Raw genomic sequence first — 18,967 nt, forward strand, 5'->3', positions numbered from 1 at the left:
GCGGCTTGAGTTCTATGTACCGGGTCGCTGTGTCGACCCATGAGGCCGGTTGGTCACCGGCCGGGGGTACCTATTGCTGGAGCATGAAGAACCACAGCAGGCCGGACTCAGTCATCGGGCACAACGGTGCCGTCCGGGTAGACCGTGTGCGGTCGGCCGGCGAACTCGCTCACCCAGACGCGGACTCGGCCGCGCCACTCGTAGGCCGGCTGCTCCTCCGGCAGCCAGCGTAGGAATGCCAGCGCCTCGGCCTTGAACTCGTGCGGCTGCCCACTCCATCCGGTCGTCCGGATCGAGAACGAGGACTTCCAGTCCTCCCACTCGCTGTCGGACCCGACCGGCCGCCGCTGCTGCTGCATGTGGTAGCTGGCACGGCCGTCGCGGGCGTCGGCCTCACCCAGCGGCCAGCACACCCTCCGCTCGAATCCCGAGCCGAAGGTGCCCTTCGGGTTGACGTAAGCGCAGCCCGTCTGCCAGCGGTTGCCGTGGTCGTCGACCAGGGCCGCCTCGCTGCGTGGCATGGACGGGCGTGTGCCGAGGATCAAGTAGCGCGTCGTGCTGGCGGGCGTGTGCCCGGATGCCGTGCGCTGATAGACCAGTTCCAAACCCTGGATCTTGATCGTGGTGCCTGTGTCGGCGCGGCTGATCGGTGTCTTTCCGTCCCACTCGTACGGAAGTCGGGCACGGGTCATGAACTCCCCCTAGAACTTGAGCAGGTCACGGAGAACCTTCGGACCGTTGCCGCCGTCGGAATCCCTCTTGGCCACTCGTCGGATCGTGTTCGCGTCCGTGGCGGTGCGCCTCGGCCCCGCCAGGTCGAGCCGTCGGGCGTACGCACGGTCACATGCCGCATCCGGTAATGGCCGTTGGGCGTGTACCTGACTCCCTCCTCGGTCACATAGCTGGTGACCTTGCCCAGCACGCCGCTGGACCAGGAGGCGAACCGTGTGCGGGCGGCGCCCGTGTAGCCGATGTAGCCGGTCCATACGTCGGCCGTCTTCATCTCTACTCCCGCTGCCAGGTGTCCGCGCAGGGGTAGCAGCGCCGGTCGTTGGTCTTCGGGTTCGAGGCATATCCGGTGCCCACGCCGTCGCTCGGCCCGGAGGGTGGCCTGATTCCGTCGGGAATTGGGCATTCGGTGCGGACTCCTCCCTTTTCGATGACGGACGGCAGCACCTTTGTGGCGGTCTCGACCAAACCGCCACGCCGCCAGAGCATCGGCGGAAGCGGCGGGGCGCGAGGCTAGAGAGTCATGGTGAGCAGCCCTTCGCGGGGTGGGATGAGAAGCCCACGAACAGCCGCCCGACAGGGGGTCACCCGCAGCCGACACGCGCATGACGTGTCACCGGGCCCTCCGGATCAACTCCGTTGATCCCCAAGCGCCGAACAGACCCGCAGGCACCCTGCGCGCCCGAGCCCTGCTCGGCGCGCCCTCTGCACCCCCTATCTCGTGGCATTCTGACTCATCGACGACCGTCATTCAATAGGGCTCTAGATAGGATGCCTTCGAAGACTAGTCGATCCAATCAGACTGGACGGCGACAGGAGAGGCGAAGCGAGAAGTGATGAAGACCTGGAGAACGAGGAAGGCTGCGCCCGCGGCCGCAGCACTCGCTGTGGCCGCGGGCGTTCTGCTCGCCGGATGCTCCGGCGGCGACGGCAGCACAACCCAGGCGACGCAGTCGTCGTCTGCGCCGAGCCCAGCCACGAGCACTGCCAAGGTCACCGACAAGGCCCTCGGCGAGGCGCTGGACAAGCTCGCCTTCCAGGGCGCCGGGAGTCCCAGCAAGGCCGGCGGGCCCTGCCTGGCCAGCGCAGTGCGGAAGGCAGGAATCCCGGAGGAGGCGCTGGCCTACATCGTCAAGACCGACGGCGACGACGCGGGCGCAGTCATCAACGGACTGAACAAGGTGAGCAAGGACGACGCTGCGCTCCTGGCTTCGCGGTCGCTGCGCGAGGATTTCGACGCGTGCGTCGACAAGGCCGTGCCGCCGAGCGGCAACAGCAGCCCTAAGGCTCAGAGTTACAAGGAGCCAACGGTGGTGTCGAAGCCCGTGGCGGGCAAGCTGAATCTGAAGCCGGTCTATCCGGTCCGCGAGGATCAGCCGGTCAACTCGTCCATCGAGCTCACCAAGGGTCTGGTCTCGATGTTCTCCTCCTATGCCCGGGACGAGGGCCAGAAGGAGGCCTACGCGGCGGCCGGCCCGTGCATGTCGACTCTGGTTTACGGCGCGGGCTTCAGTCAGGAGGCGCTGCACTTCTTCGCCGGCGGCGCACGCCTTGGCGCTGGGTCCATCGTCGAGCATCTACCCAGCGACAAGGACAAGGCGATCTGGCAGTCGCCGAGGTTCACCCAGGGGCTCGTCGACTGCGCGGCGACTGCGACGCCGACTCTCACGCCCCGCTCCTAGTGGTGGCCCCATCAGACAGAAGAAGGTCCCGGCGCGACACATCGCGCCGGGACCTTTTCGCTTCCCACCAACTCGTGATGGTGGGTGTGGTCCGCAGCAGGTGACCCCGCCCAAGAGGAAAGGATCGAGCTGGGCCACCTGCTGCGGGGATGCGCCGCCAGGGGGGAACTGGCTGGGCACGGCTGCGACTCTACTGGTATTCGATAAGAAAGACAAAGAGGGAAGATGGCTTATGCAGTAACGTTGATATGGTCTCCTCATAGATCAGTCGAATAGGTCAAGGAGAAGCCGCGCATGACCGTCACGCAGGAATCGGACAAGACGACGCAGCCCGTGCGCGGCACGAAGAAGATGCCGCCTGGTGCGACGCAGAGCAGCAGTAGTGGTCGCCGGGGCATGTTCGTCCGGCTGGATCCGGACGACAAGCAGCGCGCGGAGTACTGGGCTGACAAGCGCGGGTTCTCCTCGGTGAACGAGTACGTGGCCGAGGCGGTGGCCGAGAAGATCCGGCGTGAGAACCTCGACTACGACCTGCCGACCTTGGAGATCGCGCGGCTCAACGAACTTGTCGACCAGGTCGCGGCACTGGCGAAGAACTCGGCGAACCTCGAACGCGTCGTCACCACAGGCTTCGACTCCCTCATCGGACTCACCCGCGGCGACAACTACCTCCTGGATGACGAGGACGGTGAGCTCTGATGAGCCGGGACTTCACAGAGATGCTGGAAGCGGCCACACCCACCGACGAGGTGATGGACGTGGACACGTCCTTCCTCGACGCTTACCGGCGCGGCGGGAGCGAGGAATTGAAGCGCGTCCAGGCCCAGGCTGCGCAGCCCGAGCCGAGGGTGCAGTTCGATGGGGCCGGCGACGTCGACTCTCAACTCGAGATTGAAGATCCGCTGTCTGATTCCGGCCTGGACGCCGAAGCAGATCGCCCGAACCAGGAGCCGGACCACGAGCTCGACGCCGGAGACTCCGAGCGGGCCGGCGGATCCAGTCAGCGTGGTGGTGACGGCAGTGGACAGGGAGGAACTGCCGAGGTACTCCCGAGCGGTGCCCCGGCGGGCCCTGCGGCTGATGCTGTTCCGGCTCCCGGGGCACCGCCGGATGTCGAGGACGCTGTCGCGGCGGAAGTCACTTCTCACGACGTCGTCGCCAAACCGGATGAACCCGGGCACGTAACGCCCGGCTCGCTCCAGCTCACCGACCATCAGGACGCAGTGCAGAGTCCGGTCTCGAAGGCGGGCACGGGCAGCACCACCGACACAGCCGCCACGCTCCCCCAGTCGGGCTTCCGGCTCGCCGGCGTGCAGAGCCAGCCGCATATCAAGGCGCTGCCCGGGAGCATCGTGAACGCGCTGCGGGAGCAGATGCGAGCAGCCGCAGTCCGTGAGCTGGGCGTGAGCGACAGCGCTGCTCGGGAGTTCAGCCAGCGCCTGAGCCAGGGCACGCTGGTGACGGCGTTCCTGCTGGCGCAGCTCGACCTGCACCTTGATGCCGATCCTGCCACCCAGCGCGCCGTCGAGCTGTTCCGCTCCCGCGACCCGCTGCTGGGCAGCGTGGTGGCACGCCTGACGAACATCGAGGCCGCTGAACGCGAGCGGGACGGGCTGCTGCGCAAGCTGCGCGACGAGTTGGGCGAGGTGCGCCAGACCAGCGCGGTGGTCGAGCAGGCGCTGGCGTACTCCATCGCCGACCGGACGGAGAACTTCCTGCGGGGCTCGCACAACCTCCATGACGCGCCGATCACACACAAGGAGGCGATCTACTTTCGGGACAAGGCCCGGGAGGCGACCAGGAAGCAGCTGAAGCTTGAACGCGAGCGAGACGGACGGCCGATGCGGTGACCACGGCGAGCAAGGAACAGCTCTTCTCCGCTCGGCAGCACTGTAAGACGTGCGGCAGGGGTCTGGGCCTCCGCGCCCAGGACCCGGTGCACCTCGGCCTGTTACATGTCTATCCACCACCCAAATCCCTTTAAGGCTCCTTTCCGTCCTAATTCGACTCTGTTTTCGAGTAGGCTCAAACTCGGTTCCGAGTCAACGCGAGAAGGAGTCGACATGGTTGCGATCGTGGTCGCAGAGAAGCCGAGCGCAGCGAGGAACATGGCCAGCGCCCTCGGCGGGGCGAAGGGCAACTACAAGGGCACGGCCTACGAGGTGGCGAGCCTGAGGGGTCATCTCTACGAGTTCGCCCAGCCGCACGCGATGGTGGACTCCTCGCTCGCGGATGCCTATCAGAAGTGGGACCTGGGCAACCTACCGTGGGATCCGGAGCACCTGACGTGGAAGCGCGAACCACAGAAGAACGTCGCAGACGTCATCAAGGCTCTGCGTGCGGCACTCGGCCGCGGTGCCGAGATCGTCATCGCCACGGACCTGGATCCGTCCGGCGAGGGTGACCTGCTCTTCTGGGAGGCGATCGACGAACTCGGCTTCCACGGCAAGAAGTTCAGCCGCATGGAGTTCACCGATGAGTCGAAGGCGTCGATCCAGAAGGCCTTCGAGCAGCGCAGGCCGGTGAAGTCCATGCAGGACGAGGGCGATTACCGCAAGGCGATGTACCGCTCGCAGTGGGACTTCCTCTCGATGCAGTTCACTCGTATCGCCACGGCAATGGGCCGCCAGTCCGGTCAGGACCTCGTGCTGCGCCAGGGCCGGCTGAAGTCGGCGATGGTCTCCCTCGTCGGCGACCAGCAGAAGGCTCATGACGCGTACGTCAAGAAGCCGTTCTTCCAGAACCGCTTCCGCGACGAGAACGACGTCATGTACACCAACCCGGACGAGCCGCGGTTCGACCAGAAGGGCCAGGTGCCTCGGCAGTACGGCCCCTCCGCTGTCGTCCTGGACGGCAAGTCGGGCAAGAAGACCGCGCCGCCGAAGCTGCTCGACCTCGCCTCCTTGTCCTCGATGCTCGTGGACAAGGGTGTGAAGGCGAACCTGACGCTCTCGACCTACCAGAAGATGTACGAGGACCAGGTCGTCTCGTACCCGCGCACCGAAGACAAGACGATCACGCCTGAGCAGTTCAAGGACCTTGCCCCTCTGGTCGACAAGATCGCCGCCGTGGTCGGCGTCGACGCTGGCCTTCTGACGCATCGCCAACCCCGGTCCACACACGTGAAGCCCCAGGGCGCGCATGGTGCGAACCGTCCGGGCCTGAAGGTGCCCTCCTCGTTGGACGAGGTCGAGCACAGGTACGGCAAGGCCGGGCGGCTCATCTACGAGATGCTCGCGAAGAACTACCTGGCCATGCTCGCCGAGGACTACCTCTACGAGCAGCAGAAGGGCCACGTGGAGAAGTACCCAGGCTTCGTCGGCATCGCCAATGTGCCCAAGCACCCCGGCTGGCGGGCCGTGTTCGATCCGGACGCCGGCGACGACACGGCCGAGGGTGACGAGAACGAGTCCGGCAAGGGCCTGGGCCGGACTGCGGAGCCGTTCATCTTCGAGGGCGCGAACAAGCGCCCCGAGCACCCGACGATGAAGTGGCTGATGAAGCAGCTGGAGAAGCGCGACGTGGGCACGGGCGCGACCCGCACCTCGACGTATTCGGAGGTCACCAATGGCAAGGCGAAGTACCCGCTGCTGACGGAGAAGGGCCGAAAGCTCAGGCTCGCGCAGGCCGGCGAGATGAGCTGGCGGCTCCTGCCAGGCACGCGTATCGGCGACCTCGGGCTCACCGAGAAGGTCTACGCCGACATGCGCGATATCGCCGCCGGGACGGCGACGGCCGAGGAGCGCCTGGCCGTCGTCGCTGACTGGGTGCGCGAGGACATCGTCACGATGAAGAAGAACGCTGCGTCCATGCGCGCCCAGCTGGGCCTGAAGGAGCAGGTGGTCGCTGCGCGTGCCGAGGGTGTGTGGCAGGCCGCTCCGGGCGGGCCGAAGAAAGTCGCGTTCAAGAAGGTCTGGTCGGGCCACGAGTTCAACGATGACGAGGTGGCGAAGCTGCTCGCGGGCGAGACGATCTCGTTCGAGGCGAGGTCGAAGAGGGACAAGCCGTTCACGGCCACCGGTGCGCTCGGCGTTGGCGACTTCAGGGGCCGCAAGTTCGTCGGGTTCCAGCTGGAGGTGGCCGACAAGCCGACGGAGTGGTCCGGTCGGACGTTCACGCCGGCGGAGGTCACGGCGCTTCTGGCGGGCCAGGCGCTGGAGATCGATGGCTTTGTCAGCGCGAGGTCCGGCAAGACCTTCGGCTGCAAGGTCAGCTGGGACGCGAAGGCGAAGAAGATCGTCCCCGATTTCGGCTCTGGCGACGAGCCACCGCAGTCCTGGTGCCAGGTGACTTTCACCGATGCGCAAAGGCGTGACTTGGCGGCCGGCAAGACGATCCAGGGTAAGGGCTTCATCTCGGCTCAAGGTAAGACGTTCGATGCCGCCGTCTCCTGGAAGAAAGAGCGCGGCAAGAAGAAGATCGTGCCGTCGTTCAGCTCGCGCCCGAACGAGCACTGACGAGCTGCAGCGGGTCCCGGACCTCGGGGCCCACTGCAGCTTGTTCACGCTGGCGTCGAGAGGCTGCAACTCGTTGGTGCAGCTGGGCGACTTCGGGGCGATCTGGCGCGGAATGCGCAGCGAGATCCAATCCGGGCTCTGGAGGCATTGAACGAGCAGCTCGCCGTGCTGGGCGTGCGCTTGCACTTCATGTTGGGCAACCACGAGGACTACGACGTAATCGGCACGCTGTCGCACAACGGGTCCGGGTCTGCTGGTTGGGACTGTTTCTGGCGCTCCTCCCCCCGCTCCAGTCTCGTGAGCGCCGACCAGCACTCCGTCGGCCGGCTGGCAGGGGCCACGAGTGTCGACCTGTGCGTACGGATGCCGGGCCTGACGTGTTGGGGGAGGCTGAGCTGCTCACGGACGAGCAAGCGGCGGGTCTTCCAGACGCCGGGGCAAGCCCTGATGTGGTGCTCGCCCACGAGGCGCTGGCGGTCCCGAGGTTGATGGCTCGGCAACAGCCACGGCTGGCACCCCGACGATCTGGCGTACGCGCGCGAGGCGCAGCAGGTACACACCGCACGGGTGCTCTCGGTGCTCGATCCGACCAAGGAACCGCTGTGCCGCGGCGGGCACTACCACTTCCGGCACTCGGAGCAGTCAGTGCCCGGTGGGATGCCGGTCCGTCAGGAGATCCTCGACCGGGACGGCTCAGCTGATGCGCTGGCCGTGCTCGACCTGGGCGACGACGTTCCGCCCTTCGAGGCAGTAGCGATGGGCCGAGCGCCTCTACTTCCGCGGCGCGACTGCCCTGTCAGACGTCATTCAAGACCCTTTCCCCTCGATTCAGATACCCTATCTGAGATAGGATGTCATTCGCAGACCTCATACATGAAAGCCTTTCAATAGGTCGAGCAATGACCATTGTGACAGCGGGGGGAGATGAGAGATTCATGGCGAAACTGTCCTATAAGGTGCCGAGTTCGCTGAACAGGAGCTTCCTCGACCACGAGATCACGCTGAGCAAGGGAGGTTGGGCGGCCAAGCCCTCCCCGATCAAGCAGCTGCTCTTCTTCGGCGGCGGCATCCTCGTCCTGCTGTGGTTCAGCACGTCGACGTTCGTCGCGAGCTCGGGCCCAGTCTCCATCACGTTCTTCGTCCTCTGGGGACTATCGGCGATCGCCTACTTCGGCGGGCTGATGAAGACGAAGGAGCTGCGCATCATGCGGGTGCCGGCCCTTCTTGCGTATCTGCCCCGGAAGGCCCGTCACGTTTTTACACGCCGCAGCTCGAACCCCACGGACTTTTACTCAATCGTCGGCATCGACGGTATCGACGAGGACGGGCTGATCCGCTTCTCCGACGGCGGTGAAGGCCAGGTCTACCTAGTCGTCGGCTCGGCTAGTTACCTGCTCTTCGACGAGGACCGGGTCGGGATCCTCGACCGGGTCGACTCCTTCTGGCGCAAGGTCGAGACGACCTGCGAGCACAGCTTCATCACGACGAAGGAGCCGCAGCGGATCTACCACCAGGTGGCGAACCTGGAACGGCGCAACCGGGCCCTGCAGGTCCGCGATCCCGATCTGATCGAGCTGCAGAACGAGCAGTACGACATTCTCACGCAGCACGTGGGCGGGAAGTTCACCTCTATCCACCAGTACCTGCTGCTCAAGGGCAAGAACGCCGACGCACTGCGCAAGGGGCACCAGGTCCTCCAGGCCGAGGTCGGCGGCTCGACTCTGATGATCAAGGAAGCCACGATGCTCGACCGCGAGGAGGCCCTGCCGATGCTCCGGGTCTTCTACCAGGGCATCGACGACGAACTGCTCGATTTCAAGGCGTCGCTGAACTGACCAGCGCCAGGCCGATCACTACGACGAGGAACGAACGAAGGACACCATGGCGCTGATGACGAAAGTCCGGGCACAGCTGGGCATTCCGGGAAAGAAGCCTGCCGAGACGAATGAGACCGCGGAGCTTGTGGTCGATGATCTGCGCGCGGACGCTGCTGCTCAGGCCGAGGACGTGCAGGACGCTGCGCTGGCGGACGGTGCAGCCGATGAGGCCGCCGAGCCGGAGAAGAACTGGTGGCAGCGCCGTCGGGAGGTGAAGCACCTTCAGGGCACATTCGACGCCTATCCTCATCTGCTCGCGCTGAAGCCGAAGGAGAAGTACCTCTTCCGCTCCGACTACTTCGAGGTCGACGGCTCGGTTGCCTGCATCCTGGCGTACTTCCACGACGACGCCGCGCACGACAACTTCGCCGCCTTCTGGGGCATCGACCGGATCCCGGACGGCCTGGACGAGCGGGTCACCGCCGTCGTGCTTGAGCAGATCAAGCGGATGGATGAGAAGTGGATCGACTCGTACACCAAGCAGTCGGAGAAGCTGGACCGGCTGGATGCGAACGAGCAGGAGGAGACAGGCACGACCTCCTCCAAGCGCAAGGCCGCGAAGATCTCCGGTGATCTCGGGATCACGATCGGCGAGATCCAGGACGGTGCGAGCTACCTCTCGGTGCACAACCGGCTCTTCCTCAAGGCCCCCGATCTGGCGACCCTGGACGACACAATCGACCGGATCACCCGTCTGTACATCGACCGATTCGGCACGCTGAAAGCTGCGCCCTACGCCGGCGAGCAGCGTCAGGAGCTCGCGGGCCTGTGGAAGAACAACGAGAAAAAGAAGGGCAAGGGCTTCCACTTCACCTCGACCGAGCTGGCCGGCTCGTACTCGCTGGTGACCAATGGCCTCAACGACCGAGGCGGCGAGTACGTCGGCTACATGGTCGGCGACGTCAACAACAGCGCCGTGCTCATGGACGTCAACGCCTACGACCACCACGCGGTCGTCGCCGACGCCACACTCAGCGAGTACTTGGACCGCCAGCGGGTGGCCAACATGTGGTGCTCGAAGATCTCGCAGGCGGCGCTGCTGAACAACGGCCGGGTCGTCCACCTCATCCTCGACGGAGCGAACCTCGACAAACTCGGCCCGAAGTTCGAGCGCCTCACCTCGCGCGTGGACCTGAATCAGGGTGACGTGAACATGTTCGAGATGTTCGGCGAGGAGGAGGACGAGCTGACGGTCTTCTCCGCCCAGATGGAAAAGCTCAAGCTGATGTTCGAGCAGCTCTACGAGACCAGCGACGGAGCGATCGGCTCGATCATCCGCAGTGCCCTCGAAGACACCGCGACCGACTTCTACATCGAGCAGGGCATGTGGCGGCACAACGCCAAGGAGCAGCGTCACCGCCTGCGCGTGGTGAACATCCCGCACACCCAGGTGCCGCGTCTTCAGATGTTTGTTTCCTACGTGGCAACTGCGCACAAGGCACTGCTGAACTCCAGCAAGACCGACCCGGACCAGCTGCGCGCTTATAACGTGCTCAGGGGCATCGCCAACGCGATGCTGAGCACCAACGGCGACCTGTTCAACAACCACACGGCCTCGGCCGTGGACGGGGTCCGGGACTCCCGGCGCGTGGTCTACGACTTCTCGCGACTCATGCGCCGCGGCAAGGGCGTGGCGATGGCGCAGTTGGTGAACGTCATTGGCTTCGCCGTCGGCAAGCTGGGCCTCGGCGACACGGTCATCATCCACGGGACTGAGCACATCAACGACCGAGTGAAGAAGTACATCAAGGACCAGCTCGACCATATGCACGAGCGCGGCGGCCGGGTGGTCTACAGCTACAACGACCTCGACAGGATGCTTGCCGACAGCGACTTCAACAAGTTCGACGCCGCGGACTACACGCTCTTCGGCCCGATGCGCGACGGCACGGTGGCTGAGTACCAGAAGCAGCTGCACCAGCGGATTCCTCCGGATCTTGCCCAGCTCATCACGACCAAGGGCGAGAACCTCACGTACCTGCGCCGGGGCGTCTCCAACGTGGTCTTCCACCTGGATTTGGCACTGGGGATCAACCCCTACCGCGAGGCCCAGCGCAGGCAGGTCCACCTGGAGGCGGCCAGAGCCGAAGAGGCGGCGCGAATGAACGCGATCATGCACGACAAGCCGGCACCGGGCGCGAGCCTCACCAGCATCCGGAAGCACAGCGAGGGCGGCAACGGCGAGGCTGACGCGGGCCCGAGCGACGGGGGCAAGCGCCCCGACGGCAAGAAGGGCCTGCAGCAGCCCGAGGACGGCGCAGGACAGCCAGCGAGGAAGCCCAAGTCGAACAAGCTGGTCAAGGCATGAGCGAGTTCAGCACTGATACGGAGGCAAGGAGTAGGGGAGAGACGATGAACGGGACGATCACGGCGGTGGCGCGGCTGCGTGCCTGGGCCGGCCACGGGGGCGTGCGAGCCCGCCAGGGCAGGCTCGCACGCGGGCTCGCCCTCGTGCTCCTCGCCGTGCTGTTCGTGCCGGTCCTCATGATGGCGACCTCTTCGCCGGCGTCTGCGGACGACCAGAAGGAGCGCGACAACTACAGCCTCTACCAGCTGGCTTCGAATGCGAGCTCGTACTTCAGCGAGAAGAACTCGCCGTCGAACGACGAGGGCATGCACGAGAACTGGAAGCCGGTCACGAGCAGTCCTGCTTCGGGCGGTTCCATGCTCGGCTATGCCGACTCGGATTTCAGTCTGGGCAACATCGTGGGCTGGTTCTTCGCCGAGGTCTCGGGGTCCTCGCAGACCGTCACGTACGAGACCCTGGCAGCGAAAGACGACAAGGGCAACGCGAAATACTCGGGCATGCTCGACTACGCGCACTTCGGGGCGGCCAACAACGACCTTGGCCTGGACACGATGTCCTCGGGCATCGGCGGCCAGATCGTGAGCGTGATCGGAGGCTCCATCATCTGGAACCTCTACGCCCTGGCGCTGGCGGTCGGCACGCTGTTCTACGTCATCCTCCAGTTCCTGAAGCTCATCAACCCCTTCATGTGGTTTTACAGCGCGGTCGCGGCGGTCAATCCGGCCTTCGCCGACGGGATGACGGGAGGTGACACCGGAGGTGGCGCGCTCTCGGGTCTGCAGCACTGGATCAGTGGCTGGTACGGCCTGCTTGTCGATATCTCATGGCAGGCGCTCGTGCCGATCTTCGTCGGCTTCTTGCTCATCGGCCTGGTCATGTTCAAGAAGATGGACCGGGGTTCCGCGATCAAGAAACTCATCGTGCGCGTCGTCTTCATCGGCGTCGGCCTGCCGCTCATTGGTTCGATGTACACCAGCGTGCTCGACAAGTTCGACGACTCGGTTCTCGGCCAGCATGCCGGTCCGACGCGCGTCGTGCTGAGCACCTACGTCGACTTCGAGGCGTGGATGATGAACGACCGCCTCGGAATCCCGGACCAGGCCATGGTTTCTTGGAACGGCGACCAGGCGAGCTCTGACGCGATGATGTCGGTGCGCACGAGCGCGCTGGCGATCAACAAGCAGTCCCACGGAGCGACTTACAACGGCATCAGCATCGGCACGAAGACAAACGACGCCGAGTCGGCCTGGAAGGACGGCACAGTCTCCGTCGGCACCGGAGCGTCGGATGACTTCAAGGCGGTGTTCTCGACCTTCGGGATCATCGGCAAGTACATCGCCGGCAACGAGATCGCGGCCTCCGACTTCGAGTCGGGGATCAAGAGCTCGATCACGCAGCTGGACGAGAGCGCGGATGTCAAGAAGAGCTGGTTCGTCGACAAGGACAGCTACGGTGACGTGGAGGATTTCGGTGAGGAGGAGGGACCGAAACCGGTGGATCACCCGGTGATCTCGACCGACGGCACGGGCCTGACCTCCTCTCGTCCCGGCAAGGACTCGACGGTCTTCACGACGACCGGGACGAAGAGCAACTGCGGCTTCACGGTGGGCAAGACGCCCTCCTCGTGCAACCTGTCTCCCCTGGCGGCGTACAACTACCTCAACACCGGGTTCAGCCCCAGTTCGCTGAACATGTACAGCTCGAACAACGCCACGTCCGGCTTCACCCGCGAGAATCACATGGCCGTCAGCCAGGTAGGCACGGGGCCGGCGAAGTTCATGTACTGGTCCAACGCAGCCACGGTCCTGGGTTCTATCGTCCTGCTCGGCTTCTGGTACGCCATCGGCATGCTGGCCGGCGCAATCAAGAGGACCTTCGGCCTCGTGGCAGCCGTGCCGTTCGCAACGCTGGGCGCGATGGCCGCGATCTCCAAGGTAATCGTCTACTCCATGGCGATGATCCTGGAGGTCCTCATCACGCTGTTCTTGTACCAGTTCGTCGGAGAGTTCCTGATCTCGGTCCCCGACATCATTGCCGGACCCGTGTCGAGCTTCATGAGCCCGGGCGGCCTGTGGGGCAGCGCCGCCCTCGGCGGAATCATCGTGGTGATCCTGACGCTCATCTCGTCGCTGATGATCATGGGCATCACCTTCGCCCTGCTACGGGTCCGCAAGACGGTGCTGCAGGCGATGGACGAGGTGGTCACCAAGCTCGTGGACAAGTTCCTGGAGACCAACACCGCGCCAAAGCCGGACAAGGGTGGGCTGATGCCCGCTCTGGCTGCAGGTGCAGGGGCCGGCGCGGGTATGGCCATGGGCAACAAGCTCGCCAACGGGTTCAACAGCAAGACCAGCAGCCCGGCGGCTCCGAGCACGAGCAAGCCCGAGGGCAAGACAGCATCGACGAACGCCGGCGGCACGAACGGCAACGCCCCGACGCTCACCGCGGGCAAGCAGGCGCTTGCTCTGGAGGGCGGCGGAGAGGGCGGTCCAGGCGATCCGAACAGCCCGGCGCTCGACGGTGGTCCTGGTAGCGGAGGCTCCGGTGGCGGTGACAACGCCAGGGCCCTGCCGGGCAGCAGCGGTCCTGCTGGTGCTCTGGGCGCGGCTGGCCAGGGCGACGGTCCCGACGACAAGGGTGGTCCGCTCCAGCTGACCAGTGGCGGAGCAGGCAGCTCGCACTCGGACAAGCAGACGGCACAGAATCTCAATAACCAGGGCGGCCTGTCGAATCTCGGGTACGCCTTGGGCGGCGACAAGGTTATCCCCGGTGAGGTCCTGGCCTCGACCACGGAGCCGCCGAGCTCTCGCGGTGGTGCTCATGGGCAGAGCAGCGCCGGCGGCACTGGTTATGTTACGACCAGCGGAGGCCGTAACCCCGTCGCCGGTCAGACGGGCCCGACGCAGTTCGGCACGGGTACCCAGGGTGCGCAGAGCGAGCAGGGCAGCAACCAGCAGGCTGCATCGCAACACTTCAGCGGAGGAGCTACTTCTGGTCCTGGTCCTGTGCCTGTCCCTGCTTCGGGGCAGCCGGCCGCGCCGAGCACCCGTCCGACGCGCTCCGCACTGGACACCCCGGCTCCGAGGCAACTGGGAGCCGGAACATCGGCGCCCCGTCCCGCGGCCGCTCCGGTCTCGAGTCAGACCCCGGCTGCCCTTGGTACGCGGACTCCGGCTCGGACGCAGGCAGCGCGTCAGCCGGATTCGATCCAGGCGTCGACGCCGATGGCTCACCAGACGCCTGCCCCGCAGGCTCAGACTCCACAGACGTCGACCCCTGCACCGACTCCTTCGCCGCGGCAGGCTCCGGTTCTGCGCCCTCGTCCCCGTCCGCGCCGGGTTGCCGATCCAGCCCCTCAGAGCGTGGAGACTCCGGAGCCGCAGCAGCGGCCGGCCGGTGGTCTTCGCCGGGGTCGGCGCGAGGAACCGCAGGACTGACCGGGCGAGCGTGGAGGGTTGACGCACTCAGTGAGGACGACCACTGCGGTTGTCCTCACTGAGTGCGTCGTCTTTTGCGTGACAGGAGGAGAAGGGGAAGAGTATGAGGCTCGGATCGAGGCTTCGCGGCGAGTTCCCGCGCGGCTGGTGGCGCTCGGTGCGATGGTGGATCATCGGGATTCGTGACCTCGCATTGAACACTGCGGCGGCCGTGGCCACTGTGGTCTTCGTCGGCGAGATGGTGCGCGCTGTGCGGCATAGCGAGGAGCCGCGGACTCTGGCGCGCCTGTCCGGCACGTTCGAAGGGTACGTGGCCAGCCTCTTGGTCAACAGCGCTGGTTTGGCCGCTCTGGTCACCACGGCGATCGAGGACGGTCTGCCTATGGTGCTGATGGCGTTCCTGGCCGCGTGGTATCTGATCACCATCGCCATCAGTGCACGGTGTTTGGGGTGGCGGCGCGGTCGAGGGTCCGGCAGTCGGCGGGGTGGGCTGAGTTGCATTTCGTCGAGCAGCACGCGCCAAAGTACGGCCGGCCACCGGAGACGATTGAGGAGTGCCGGGCGCAGCAGCTCCAGGATTAGGTCTTAGAGATAAGACAGAACCCCGTGGACGTGATGTCCACAGGGTTCTGTGCGGCCCGGGTGGTGCGGCAATCAGCCCTGCTGGTTGCAGTCCTTGGCCATCAAGGCCTTCGCCTGATCGCTGTCGGCGGGAATGAGCTGGACCTGGTTGATCGAGTAGGCGAAGGTGTACCCGACCGTGATCATACTGTTCGACATCGAGATCAAGCCGGATCCCGGGTCAGTACCTGTCTGGTCGGAGCCGTTGACGTCGTCCCAGAGCACGCTGGTCCGGCTGTCGTTGATCGTGCCGGTCGAGAGGACCTGGTACTGACCCTTGTCGGTCTTGCCGTCCTTGACGATCGAGCCGTGCTTGATGTCGCCGAGGGCCTTCGTGGTCAACTGGCACTGCTGGTCGCCAGCGGTAACGTTGATGTACGTGATCTTGTGGTCGTTGATCGCGGCGATGCCGCCGCGTGCCCCGTCGGTGATGGAGATGTAGGCACCGTCGAAGCTGGAGGCCTGACTGCTTCTGGGGCCCTGCGAGGAGGCAGCATCACTGCTGCCGCTGCAGGCGGTCAGCATGAGAGCACCCGCGGCCAGGACCGCGGCGGACACGGCGATCCTGGTCCGCGTCGCATGTGCGGCCCTGGTGGAGTTCATGGCGTCTCCTTCGATCGTTCTGGAAAGTCGGTTTGGGTCAGCTCTGGGCTGGTGGCATTGGCTGAATCGTAGGCGTCTGACGCGGCGACAGCAGGATGAGGATTGCAGCAGCCAGCATCACGGCCGACAGCAGTGCCAGGAGCACCACGCCCACCCCCGGCAGTCGAAGCTGGCCCCCTTTTAGGGTCACCAGACCGACTTCCGAGCTTTCTTCTCGTACATCAGCACTTGCGAAGACATTCATAAGTGCACCATTAGTATTGCAGTTTGATGTACCAGATGTACCACCTAGCAATAGACAGGTAGTCAAAGTCACCTGTGGATAGGCGACTTTGACTGGCCAGAACTCAAAGGGTCAGGCGTCTTCTCGCAGGTTGTCGAGTCGATGTTCAGTCAGCGCCAGTGCGACTTCGGACTGGTTGAGTGCGTGCTCGCCGTCCTGGATGCGCCACTGAAGACGCTGCACGAGCGGGGCGTCTGCTTCCTGGAGCGCCAGATCACCGAGCTCGCCCAGCTCCGCGTACGCGCCCTGCAGCTGTTCCTCGTGGTGCGCCGACCGGACCCTGAGGCGGGCGACCCGCTCTTTCCACCAGCCCACCCGCGACTCGCGGTCGAGCTTGGTCTTCCCCTCAAGCCAGGCACGGAGCTCGGCCTGGTCGACGTCCCTAGGGAGCCCGGTGGCCAGGGGCCCCTCGGGTTCCGGCATTTCGATGGGAATGTGCGACAGCAGCACCGCGGGGGTCGTGTCGAGCGCGTGGGCAATCGCGACGAGGTCGTCGACGGTCACAGGACGAGCGCATCGCTCCATCTCAGCGAGTGCCCCGACAGAGATCGGGTGATCAAGCATCCGGAGCACATAGGCCAGCTCGTCGACGGTCAACTCGCGCAGCTGGCGGTAGTGGGTGATGGCGTCGGACACAGCAAGGGACGTGGGAAGGGGCGACGGCATGCATCGATGATAGGCGCGCCGGCGCGGTCTCCAGGTGGGTTGTCACATAGCTCTCGAGGCCCGTCACACAGACCCGTGTCGGGCCCCAAGAGAGGTACCATCCACGCTCTTTCGGGCTGACGGTGGGCGCCAGAAGAGGCGTAGCTCGGCACAGCGGAGGTTTTGCGCCAAGCGCAGTTTCACCCGACTGGGACACTGTCAGTGGCGACATCTACCGTTAGAGCATGACCAGTTGGGCGAACTCCCCTGACCAGGGTTGGGTGTTGAAGGCCACCATATGGGCAGCGCCGGCCGCCGCTCCTCAATGGAAGGAGCAGCTGAACCGGCTCCGCCCGATCGCATCGTACGACGACACCACGAAGACGTGGCAGGCTCATCTTGGCGCCCTCGATCTAGAAGGGCTAAACGTGCTGCAGGCCCTCTTCGACGCCGCCAGCGCCCATGGCACTCAGGTGCGTCTGGAACCTGCGCCCGTTCCAGAACGCTGGGACGGCCCCGTCTTCACGAGGGGACCGGACGTAGCCGTTCTGTTAGAGGCACGGGCCGACCAGGGGCGCCCGCTCGGTCAGTTACCTCTTGGCTGAGGAGGGAACCAGCCCCGCGGCAAAGCCTCATCCGAGACTCTGACTAGGAACTCCGGTCCCCTCTCGCACGGCGAGGGTGGTCCTGCCGGGCCGACAGCAGCGGATCCTGCTGATGCGACGGGACGGAAGCCCTGCTGCGCCGTGCGCTCGAGGAGTGTGGGTTTGTCCGCGTTGCGGCTGCCTGCCGGTCGTGTGTGCCCGGCGGGTCTGCCCCGCAGCGGCGGCTGGCGAACTCGGTGTCCGGCAAGGCGCCTCGGCATACGACCTTGGCGCCGCCTCTCCGACTGCTGGATAAGGACCCTAGTGTTCCGTGCCGCGCCGTATCTGGCTTCAGGCGGCGAGTACGTCGCGGAGTTCACTAACGGCGGCCTCCCGGTGGTGCTGGGAAGGGATGGCGCGGTACAGGTCGAGGGCGCGGCGGTGGACGAGGCCGGTGCGGTATGCGTCGGGGAGGCTGGCCACTACGGCGGTCGTCCGCCTGCACGCTTCTTCGGTGTCGCCGTCGTGGTGGGTGCAGGCGGCCGCGTCGACGAGGAGCAGGGAGCGGGTCATGGTGCTGGTGGGCGCGGACAGTTCCAGCGCGCGGGCCTGACTTTCGCGGGCCCGGGCGGTGTCGCCGAGCGCGGTGAGCGCGTGGGAGAGGTGCACGTGGTGTTTCTGCTCTCCGTGGGTGAACCAGGTGTCGGCCCGGGCGCTGGCGTCGAGCCGCTTCATGTAGGAGTCAGCGGCTTTGAGGGCGTCGCGGGCCTGTTCGTCCTGATGGCTGAGGGCGTAGGCGCGGGCGGCGACGGCGGCTGCGAGGGTCGCCGCGGCGGTGGGCCAGTCGCCGGCGGCCCGCCGTGCTCGCTCGGCCAGGAGGGATGCGGCCTGGGGAGCACCGTAGTTGAGCGGGACCATGGCCTCGCGTCCCCAGATCCAGGCGAGCAGTTGCATGTCGCCGGACTCCTGAGCCGCCTTGGCGGCGGTGGTGAACCACTCCCGGGATGCTTTCCGGGCGCCGAGGTCGTGCAGGACGATCGCCGTCATCCCGGCCATCTGCCCGGCCGTGCGGCATGCCCGGATGCGGGTGGCGACAGGCTGAGGGGTGCTCAGCAGGGGCTTGAGTTCGGCGAAGTCGGTGACGAGGTCGGCCAGGACCTGGCGGGGCGGCTGTCCGTGGTAGCCGTAGCCGTAGGTTTCGGCGGCCGCCTCCAGGTCGGTGAGGTCAGCGGGTTCGGTGTCGGCGGCGAGTGCCAGGTCAAGGGACTGGCGGGTGTCGGCCAGGGCGGTGAGGGCGGTCCCGGTGAGACCGGCTGCGAGCGCGCCGCGCAGCATCTGGCGGCGGTTCATGGGGTCGTCTCCGTCATTGTCGGACTCCAGGCAGGGCGGGGGGGTGCTGTTCTCCCAGGGTCGCGCAGCGAGCCCGAGTTGGGCACCCGGAATCCGAAGTGCGTCCGCAACCCGGATGATTGTGTCCAGTGCCGTCACGGTCCCTTGGCCGTGCGCGATCCGGGAGATGCGGTCGGGCTTGATGCCGCTGGCTTCGCTGATCCGGTAGTAGCTGACGCCGTGGTCGTGGGCCATCGCGAAGAGGGTGGTGAAGTCCCGCTCGCGGGCGGCTGCGAGGAAGGCCTGGTCGTTCAGCAGGCGGGGCGGTACCTGGGCCGGCGACGGCGGTAAGTCATGCACCACGAGTTCCCCTCAGCGCGTGCAGGATGACGGGCGTCAGCGCCGACGATAC

13 protein-coding genes are annotated in these 18,967 nt (G+C 65.7%); 8 read left to right on the forward strand and 5 right to left on the reverse strand.

Annotation, left to right across the window (positions count from 1 at the left end; all coding sequences use genetic code 11):
- Nucleotides 1-107: 107 nt before the first annotated feature.
- Nucleotides 108-692 carry a hypothetical protein gene (locus ABZ098_RS18710; RefSeq protein WP_356592396.1) on the reverse strand — a complete coding sequence of 195 codons (585 nt, stop codon included), beginning with the start codon at nt 690-692 and terminating at the stop codon, nt 108-110.
- Nucleotides 693-1,565: 873 nt separating this feature from the next.
- On the opposite strand from ABZ098_RS18710, the gene ABZ098_RS18715 reads away from it, so the two are divergent.
- From ABZ098_RS18715 to ABZ098_RS18745, 7 genes are all read left to right on the forward strand, one after another.
- Nucleotides 1,566-2,411 carry a hypothetical protein gene (locus tag ABZ098_RS18715; RefSeq protein ID WP_356593060.1) on the forward strand — a complete coding sequence of 282 codons (846 nt, stop codon included), beginning with the start codon at nt 1,566-1,568 and terminating at the stop codon, nt 2,409-2,411.
- A 294-nt stretch (nt 2,412-2,705) separates the two neighbouring features.
- A complete protein-coding gene (locus ABZ098_RS18720) occupies nt 2,706-3,110 on the forward strand; it encodes a hypothetical protein (RefSeq protein ID WP_356592398.1) in 405 nt (134 codons plus the stop codon).
- Entirely contained in the window at nt 3,110-4,261 is a 1,152-nt protein-coding gene (locus ABZ098_RS18725; protein WP_356592400.1) for a hypothetical protein, read from the forward strand. Before ABZ098_RS18720 ends, ABZ098_RS18725 begins: the two co-directional genes overlap by 1 nt.
- Before the next feature lie 105 nt (nt 4,262-4,366).
- Nucleotides 4,367-6,868 carry a DNA topoisomerase gene (locus ABZ098_RS18730; RefSeq protein ID WP_356592402.1) on the forward strand — a complete coding sequence of 834 codons (2,502 nt, stop codon included), beginning with the start codon at nt 4,367-4,369 and terminating at the stop codon, nt 6,866-6,868.
- Between the two features lie 935 nt (nt 6,869-7,803).
- A complete protein-coding gene (locus tag ABZ098_RS18735) occupies nt 7,804-8,703 on the forward strand; it encodes a hypothetical protein (protein ID WP_356592404.1) in 900 nt (299 codons plus the stop codon).
- Between the two features lie 55 nt (nt 8,704-8,758).
- A complete protein-coding gene (locus tag ABZ098_RS18740) occupies nt 8,759-11,053 on the forward strand; it encodes a hypothetical protein (protein ID WP_356592406.1) in 2,295 nt (764 codons plus the stop codon).
- 44 nt (nt 11,054-11,097) lie between these two features.
- Nucleotides 11,098-14,490, forward strand: a complete 3,393-nt coding sequence (locus ABZ098_RS18745; RefSeq protein ID WP_356592408.1) for a hypothetical protein — start codon at nt 11,098-11,100, stop codon at nt 14,488-14,490.
- Nucleotides 14,491-15,144: 654 nt separating this feature from the next.
- On the opposite strand, the gene ABZ098_RS18750 is transcribed toward ABZ098_RS18745, so the two are convergent.
- From ABZ098_RS18750 to ABZ098_RS18760, 3 genes are all read right to left on the reverse strand, one after another.
- Nucleotides 15,145-15,714, reverse strand: coding sequence for a hypothetical protein (locus ABZ098_RS18750; RefSeq protein WP_356592410.1), 570 nt, complete (start codon nt 15,712-15,714; stop codon nt 15,145-15,147).
- A 37-nt stretch (nt 15,715-15,751) separates the two neighbouring features.
- Entirely contained in the window at nt 15,752-15,958 is a 207-nt protein-coding gene (locus ABZ098_RS18755) for a hypothetical protein (RefSeq protein WP_356592414.1), read from the reverse strand.
- Between the two features lie 111 nt (nt 15,959-16,069).
- Entirely contained in the window at nt 16,070-16,633 is a 564-nt protein-coding gene (locus ABZ098_RS18760) for a DNA-binding protein (protein WP_356592416.1), read from the reverse strand.
- 254 nt (nt 16,634-16,887) lie between these two features.
- Here ABZ098_RS18760 and ABZ098_RS18765 point away from each other — a divergent pair, with 254 nt between their 5' ends.
- Complete coding sequence (locus tag ABZ098_RS18765; protein ID WP_356592418.1) at nt 16,888-17,247, forward strand: hypothetical protein; 360 nt, start codon at nt 16,888-16,890, stop codon at nt 17,245-17,247.
- A gap of 330 nt (nt 17,248-17,577) precedes the next feature.
- Here the strand turns inward: ABZ098_RS18765 and ABZ098_RS18770 are convergent, their stop codons facing one another.
- A complete protein-coding gene (locus ABZ098_RS18770; RefSeq protein WP_356592420.1) occupies nt 17,578-18,918 on the reverse strand; it encodes a helix-turn-helix transcriptional regulator in 1,341 nt (446 codons plus the stop codon).
- Nucleotides 18,919-18,967 lie beyond the last annotated feature (49 nt).

It is taken from the genome of Streptomyces sp. NPDC006335 (assembly GCF_040612795.1).
Taxonomy (GTDB): domain Bacteria; phylum Actinomycetota; class Actinomycetes; order Streptomycetales; family Streptomycetaceae; genus Streptomyces.